8 protein-coding genes and 1 pseudogene are annotated in these 6867 nt (G+C 55.0%); 6 read left to right on the top strand and 3 right to left on the bottom strand.

From position 1 onward, the window contains the following. Positions 1-68 precede the first annotated feature (68 nt). Positions 69-266, bottom strand: coding sequence for a helix-turn-helix transcriptional regulator (locus tag QZ329_RS09180; protein WP_295751472.1), 198 nt, complete (start codon positions 264-266; stop codon positions 69-71). Between the two features lie 150 nt (positions 267-416). On the opposite strand from QZ329_RS09180, the gene QZ329_RS09175 reads away from it, so the two are divergent. The 3 genes from QZ329_RS09175 to QZ329_RS09165 all read left to right on the top strand — a co-directional run bounded on the left by QZ329_RS09175 (position 417) and on the right by QZ329_RS09165 (position 3011). Then, positions 417-965 carry a helix-turn-helix transcriptional regulator gene (locus tag QZ329_RS09175; RefSeq protein ID WP_365351750.1) on the top strand — a complete coding sequence of 183 codons (549 nt, stop codon included), beginning with the start codon at positions 417-419 and terminating at the stop codon, positions 963-965. Positions 966-1817: 852 nt separating this feature from the next. Beyond that, positions 1818-2612 (top strand): phage integrase SAM-like domain-containing protein, encoded by a 795-nt coding sequence (locus QZ329_RS09170; protein ID WP_295751469.1) that lies wholly within the window; start codon positions 1818-1820, stop codon positions 2610-2612. 27 nt (positions 2613-2639) lie between these two features. Next, complete coding sequence (locus QZ329_RS09165) at positions 2640-3011, top strand: tyrosine-type recombinase/integrase (RefSeq protein ID WP_295751467.1); 372 nt, start codon at positions 2640-2642, stop codon at positions 3009-3011. A 491-nt stretch (positions 3012-3502) separates the two neighbouring features. Here the strand turns inward: QZ329_RS09165 and QZ329_RS15620 are convergent. After that, positions 3503-3778, bottom strand: a pseudogene (locus tag QZ329_RS15620) (phage integrase SAM-like domain-containing protein); the annotation flags it as partial. A 65-nt stretch (positions 3779-3843) separates the two neighbouring features. On the opposite strand from QZ329_RS15620, the gene QZ329_RS09160 reads away from it, so the two are divergent. The 3 genes from QZ329_RS09160 (at position 3844) to QZ329_RS15615 (ending at position 5474) form a co-directional block, all read left to right on the top strand. Beyond that, positions 3844-4266 (top strand): transposase, encoded by a 423-nt coding sequence (locus tag QZ329_RS09160; protein ID WP_295751464.1) that lies wholly within the window; start codon positions 3844-3846, stop codon positions 4264-4266. 361 nt (positions 4267-4627) lie between these two features. Beyond that, complete coding sequence (locus QZ329_RS09155; RefSeq protein ID WP_295751461.1) at positions 4628-5383, top strand: recombinase family protein; 756 nt, start codon at positions 4628-4630, stop codon at positions 5381-5383. Next, positions 5355-5474, top strand: a complete 120-nt coding sequence (locus QZ329_RS15615) for a DUF4368 domain-containing protein (protein WP_365351746.1) — start codon at positions 5355-5357, stop codon at positions 5472-5474. The genes QZ329_RS09155 and QZ329_RS15615 overlap by 29 nt, the downstream gene beginning before the upstream one ends. Positions 5475-5668: 194 nt before the next feature. Here QZ329_RS15615 and trmB read toward each other — a convergent pair whose 3' ends face one another. After that, complete coding sequence (gene trmB / locus QZ329_RS09150) at positions 5669-6733, bottom strand: tRNA (guanosine(46)-N7)-methyltransferase TrmB (protein ID WP_295751458.1); 1065 nt, start codon at positions 6731-6733, stop codon at positions 5669-5671. Between the last annotated feature and the right edge of the window lie 134 nt (positions 6734-6867).

The raw sequence follows: 6867 nt of genomic DNA, 5'->3' as shown, positions 1-6867 counted from the left end.
TCAATTCGGAAAAATCGGTATAGCGTTTCACAAGCTGGATAAACTGGTCTGTTTTAACAGGTACATGGCTACCCCTCCTTGATAAGTGTCTCCACGGGGACGCCCAGGCCCGCCGCCAGCTTCCCGGCGGTTTTTGGTTCACAGGTACCCCGCCGGATGACCGTGCTGATGTTCTGGGCAGAGATGCCACAGTTTGCAGCAAGGGCCTTTTTGGTCAAACCCTGTTCCGCCATTTTGGCCTCGATGAATTGCGTGCGGATATTCATTTGGTCTCACCTCCACAAAATTAGTGCGTTTAGGGCTATAAGTGATAATAGCGCTAATTTCACTAGATTTCAAGAGGAAAATAAAAAAATCTTGCTAAACGCACTAATATGGGATATACTCACTATTGAGGTGGTTTAGGTGGGGTAGGAATCCGCATAAAAAATGCCCTCAGAGAAAAGGGAATGACGATTAAGCAACTGTCTGAAAAATCTGGAATTTCTGTAAATACGCTATATTCTATTACAAAAAGAGATTCTAAACGTGTAGATAAAATTATAGCGCAGCGTGTTGCGCAAGCCCTGGAAATTGATATTGTAGACTTGATTGACGCTGAAAAAGATGTTGATCTGGTTTACTTTAATCGTGAAATCCTAAAGAAATTGGCCGGGGCAGATGGGTTCGAAGGCATAGATGAATACGGAAAACCACGTTTAAGGCCCGGATCACTCGCACAAAGTATTTTCTTTGCAGAGATAACAGGTTTTGAGGATGAAAAGTATGTTGCAAATAGATTGAAGATAGCGTTCAAATCGCTAAATACTGATGGAAAGAGAAAGGCCGTTGAGCGCGTTGAAGAACTAACCGAAATTCCCCGCTACCGTCTCCAAGACCCCCCAGAAGCACCGCCAGCCCCTGCCGGGGATACGGATACCCCTACCGCCCAGGACGCGCCAGAGGGGGCGAAGGAGGGCGAATAGAGAGTGCGGAAATTTCCGGCACCCTGATACCGCCAACACTGCTCGGTTCTGCCCGTCTGACACGATTTTAATTCGGGTCAACTCATCCGGCATTGACTGCACAAAGTTGTGCAGTCCCCAATTTTGGGGTCAGTGCTCACCTCAGTTTTGAGGGCAGCGGACCAGGGAACTTTCTCCCTGGTTACTGAGCTCAATTTTGAGCCGATCTACTCTCCCCAAAATTGGGGAATCCCCCTTTGCTCCCCAGAATAGGGGACCAAAACCGATTGCACGCCAAATCCGGCGAGCAAAAAGCCCCAGGCCAGAGGCCCAGGGCTGACTACAGAGCGCAATCTATCATTCCACGGCGTGTCACCACGGTTCACCACTTGACAAATCCAATACAGGCGGTTATACTTAAACATAGAAAGGGCGCTGCCGGTAGACGGTTGGCCCCCAAAGTTATTTACTCAAAAGAGTAACCGCCTTGGTTGGAGCCTGGGGCGGTTACTTCTTTTTATAGGCCGCAATAAAGAGGCCGATAATGCCGATGATAACAAGCGTGTACTGAAACAGTTCACTATATGTGACCATTGGGCAAGCCCCCCTTTCCGAAGATTAGGGGGCAGAAGCTGCCCCCCTGTCGAGAGGGCCAACCGTCCGCCGTTACTGGCAGCGCTGAAAGATCATTCTTTCCTATCGCCAGGATACCACGGTTTTCCACAAAAAGCAATAAGAACCGCCCCGGCGCTGCAAACACCGGGACGGTCATAGATGCACAAACATACCACGTCGACGAAACAAGGCACCCTTGCGCCCTTTTATGATATCATACCGGGGCCGTGGTGTCAAATCGGAAAGGAGAAAAACATCATGGCAACCGTTACAAAGCGCGGCGGCTCGTACCGGCTCCGGGCTTCCGTGGGCTATACCCCGGAGGGCAAGCAGGTGATGAAGTCCCGGACCTGGACCCCGGACCCGGGCATGCCGCCCCGGCAGATCGAGAAGGAGCTGAACCGGCAGAAGGTCCTCTTTGACGAAGAATGCCGGGGCTCCTCCCTGACGGACGGCCACATCAAGTTTGAAGTCTTCGCCGGGCAATGGTTTACCGAATATGTGGAAAAGTCCCTAGGCAAGCGCACACAGGCCAACTACAGGCAGATGTCCCCTCGGGTATATGCCGCCCTCGGGCACCTGTACATGGACAAGATCACGCCCAGGCAGGTCCAGCGGTTCATTAACACGCTCAGCGAACCGGGGGCGAACCGCTCCAGGGAAGACCGGGGGTTGTCCCCGAAAAGTGTCAAAAACCACCTGTCATTTGTCTCCGCCGTGTTCTCCTACGCCGTGAAAATGGGGATGATCCAGTATAACCCCTGTCGGGCCGTCACGCTGCCGCCGCTGGAGACGGGGAAGGAGAAGACCTGCTACACCTTGGAGGAGGCACAGGCGTTCCTGGACGCCCTGGCGGACGCGCCGCTCTGCTGGCAGGTGTTTTTCTCCCTGGCCCTGTTCGGTGGCTTCCGGCGGGAGGAGCTGTGCGGGTTTGAGTTCAGTGACTTCGATTTTGAGCGCTGTACCGTGTCGGTCCGGCGGGCGTCGCTCTATACGGCCTCTGAGGGCATTTTCACGGCTCCCACGAAGACCACCAAGAGCCGCCGGACATGAAAGCTCCCCGCCTGGATATTCGACCTTGTGAAGCGGCTGAGGGTGGAACAGGCCCGGCAGCGGCTGGCGCTCGGGGACCAATGGCATGAGTGCGGGCGGTTGTTCACCAAGCAGGACGGAAGCCCCGTCAACCCGGAGAGGGCCTATAAATGGCTCCGGGGGTTCTGTGAGGAAAAGGGGCTACCTTTCTATGGGGTTCATCAATTCCGGCACCTGAACGCCTCCTTGCTGATTTACAACGGAGAGGACGTGCGGGCCGTCTCCGCCGCCCTGGGGCACTCCCAGACATCGACCACCCTGAACATCTATGCCCATACCTTCGAGACGGCCCAGGCTAGGGCTTGCGATGCCTTGGCGGAGGCCCTGCCGGTGAAGTTCGGGCGGAAGAAACAGGCGTGAAATTTGGTCGTTGTTTGGTCGTTATTTTGGTGAAACGCAACGACCAAGAAGGAGGCGGCGTGAAAGACACAACGCCGGAAACGCCCTGATTGCAAGGGATACATAGCTTTGTGGAACGAAGCGAAAAACGCCTTTTCCTTTTCAAGTCCTGTCTCCGCAACCACAAATCCCTAGAACCGCAATGGTTCTAGGGATTCTTACTTTTCTTTTTTGCTGGAAAATTGGCGTTTTCTAACACGTTTCTAACATTTACGAAAAATTGGGGCTGGAAAGCAGATTTTGCGGCATGATACCACCCAGCTTTTAGGTTCATGAAATACTGATAGGTGTACTGGCAAAGGGACAATGTCCGCATACTGGTATCGCTCTTGGTCGTATTTTCCCGGACAATGGCTCTAATTTCCCCATTGTGCTTTTCTTTGACGACGGTAGTGGAAATGGTGATGGTGCCTTGCTGGAAGTCGATTGCCGACCAGCGTAAGCCCAGCAGTTCAGAACGCCGGAGGCCATAGAAGCTCGCCGGGAAAATCGGTACGGCAATCGGCTCGCTGGCTGGCTGTTAGTTGCAGCGGGTTCGCAATCTCCTGAACTGTGTAAGGCTCCGCCCCACGATAACGGATGTGACTGGGCTTCTCAGCGAAGTCAGCCACGTTCTCACGGATATAACGATGCTTCACAGCCCATTGCAGGGCGGTCCGAATCATGGCGTGATGCTTGATAACGGAATTAGGGCTGAGGCCCTTTTTAACTTTGTAGGAATAGTAATCTTCTAGATATCGCCGTCAATAAAAATAGGTTATAATAGTCTCCAAAGTAGCGGGAGGGCAGAAAAATGGCGGAAGAACAGCATCGACATGATATAGGCGACAGAGCGTGGGAGAAAATCAGGCCATACACAATAGGCGAAAAGGGGACACGCGGAGGCAATGCCCGAGATACACGGCAGTTTACCAACGGTGTATTCTGGATCTTACGCACCGAAGCACCCTGGCTGGATTTGCCGGAAACGTATGGAAATTGGAAGAATGTACACCGCGCTGCTGACGAGGGGATGACGCCAGTCATCCCTCCAAAGAAAAACCGCAAAGAATTGCGTGAATACGATAAATATCTTTACAAACTTCGTCATCTCGTTGAGAACGCTTTTCTTCTCAAACACTGGCGCGGCATTGCTGCGCGCTGCGCTAAAAATGACGCTTCCTTCGTCGCTGCTGTCCAAATTCGTTGTATTGCTATTTGGCTCCTCATTGATTGACGGCACTATCTAAAAACAGTTAACGAGCTGGGTAACAGACTTCTTTGATGAGGTGCGCCAGCGGTGCCAATTCAAATACTGGTTTTTGCCCACTACCACGAGAACATGGTCATAGAAAAGGAATATGTGATGTTCTACGAGCAGAGTATCAAACGGACGCTTTTCCGTTATGGCCACGATTTGCCGCCCCATAGTGAAACATACCTGCAACCCTTGCGTCGCGACGGTTGCCCAACTTCGTTTTTCCCCCACACAAGGAACATCATAAATGAATGGTACGCGAAGGATACGAGCAAGAAGATTCGAGCTGTATTCCGTAATAAGGGGATATCCGGTCAGCGGCTGTCTACACAGTCCCTTTATGGCTGCACCAGGGCCGGGGACCATCGAATTTCAGCGTACAGGCCGAACCCGGCGCTATCACCCGGACGATCCTTGCCGCTGGACTTCTGACACGATTGCAGACATTTTAGAGCAGGATTCCTACCTGGGCCGTACAGCCAACTTCAAAACTGCCAAGCTCTCCTATAAATCCAAGAAGAAAATTGCCAATCCCCCGGAGAAGTGGGTAGTTATTGAAAACACTCACAAAGCAATCATTGACCCGGAAACCTGGGAGATCGTGCAGAAGGCAAGGGAGCAGCGCCGCCGCCTCACAAAAATTGGGGAAATGGGTATGTTTTCCGGGCTGGTATACTGCGCCGACTGTGGCGCAAAGCTGTACCATTGCCGGACGGCTTCTTGGACGCATGAACAGGAGCGCTACACCTGCGCGACCTATCGGGGAAAGAAAGGCTGCTCTGCACACTATATCCGGGCCGTGGTCCTGGAACGGCTGGCGCTTCAAAACCTGCAAAGGGCAGTGGCCTATGCCCAGGAGGACGGGTTTGTACGACGCGTTATGGAGAACAAAACTGCCGCACAGCGGGCGGAGCAGGAACCGGCGGACTTGAAGCAGTCTGTTGAAAACCTCCGGGCCATCGTGAACGCCGCCGAGGCCCAGGCCGTCAATGTCCAGAGCTTTCTGAACATTGTGAAGAAGTACACCGAGCCCACTGAACTGCCCCCCCGCACTCCTGCGGGAGTTTGTGGAGAAGGTGGTGGTTTACGCCCCTGACAAGTCCGGTGGACGCCGGGTACAGCGGATCGATGTGCATTATATGTTTATTGGGGAGATCGACTTGTCCCCGGAGTACAGCCAAGTATGAGAAAGAGACAACCGCATGACGCTCTTGCATCATGCGGCTGTCTCCCGTCAGGAAAACTTCTTTATCAGGGTTCCCCCGAAGATTTCCGGAGTCCTTTTTTCATCCGTGAAGGCAGGCGGGAGGCGGCTTTGCCGAGAAAGATGCCGCAGAGGGCGGTCCGGTGAAAAACCGCCGGCCAGGTCTCCCGCCCTGGTTCAGCCGGGCCCCCCGGAGGGTTCCTGCCGCTCCGCCCGGCAGAAGTAGGGCCCGCAGTCCGCCTCGTGGGTGTGCACGTAGGTCCAGGTGAAATCCTTGTCCACCAGATACCAATCCGCGCCGAAGAGCGCCTCCGGCTCCGGGAGAGACAGGGCCTCCTCCTTGGAAAGGGACTGCGTCAGGGGAATCCCTTCCGGGGGGTACTCGTAGTAGAAGCGATATACCGTTTCCTCCGAAACCTCCGCCAGGGCGTTTCGCGCGGCCTCACCCTCCAGACAGGGGACCAGCTTCGCGGAGAACAGGTGCCAGAGGAAGTTCCCTTCTGCCAGGACCCACCGCCCCAGCTCCGCCTCCGGCGCGCCTTCGGCAAAGGCGTCCAGCCAGCGGTTTTTCAGGACCTTGCGGCTGGAGGGGAAGGGCTCCTCCCACTCCGTCATGGTTCCCACACAGCGGTGAATGGGCTGGCCTAGGCTGTGGAACTTGGCCTCGTAGTCCGTCATGACCCCCACGGGGCCGTTCTCGTGGAGGTTCCACGTGACCTCCGACAGCTGGAAACCAAACTGGGGCAGCTCCTCCACGGAGAAGGCGAAGAGGGGCTGGTTGTCCGTCTTGAAGTGAATCTGGCCCCCCATCTTCAAAACCTGGCGGTAGAGCCTCAGAAAGTTTCCGTGGGTCAGACGCCGCTTGGCGTGGCGTCCGCTGGGCCAGGGGTCGCAGAAATTGATGTAAATCCGGTCCACCTCGCCTGGGGCGAAGAAGTAGGGCAGCTGGTCCGCGTTGGCGCTGATGAAAAAGACGTTCTCCAGCCCCGCGTTTACGCAGCGCTCCATGGCCACCACCATGGCGTCGGGCACCATCTCCACAGCCAAAAGGAGCACGTCCGGCTCCGCCGCGGCGGTTCCGGCGGTGAAGCGGCCCTTGCCGCACCCCAGCTCCACATGAATCTCCCGGGCCTGGGGCATCAGCTCCCGCCAGCGGCCGGGGCGGTCATAGGGGTCTCGGATAAGCCGGTCTTCACAGCGCTCCATCCGGGGAATCAGGTTCTTCTTTTTCCTCATTCGCATAGGGCAGCGTCCTCCTGAAGATGTTGGGAAAGTGCTGTGCCAGTATATCACATTGGGGCGAACATAGCAAGACGGCGCGGCATAAATTTGGGCGGCGCGGGGGCGCGTTTACGGAAAGGGTCCGGCCCCCAAAG

Origin of the sequence: uncultured Oscillibacter sp. (assembly GCF_910579365.1) — a bacterium.
Classification (GTDB): Bacteria; Bacillota; Clostridia; order Oscillospirales; family Oscillospiraceae; genus Oscillibacter.
The sequence above is the reverse complement of the archived record's forward strand: the minus strand, read 5'-3'. Positions and strand labels throughout refer to the sequence as shown.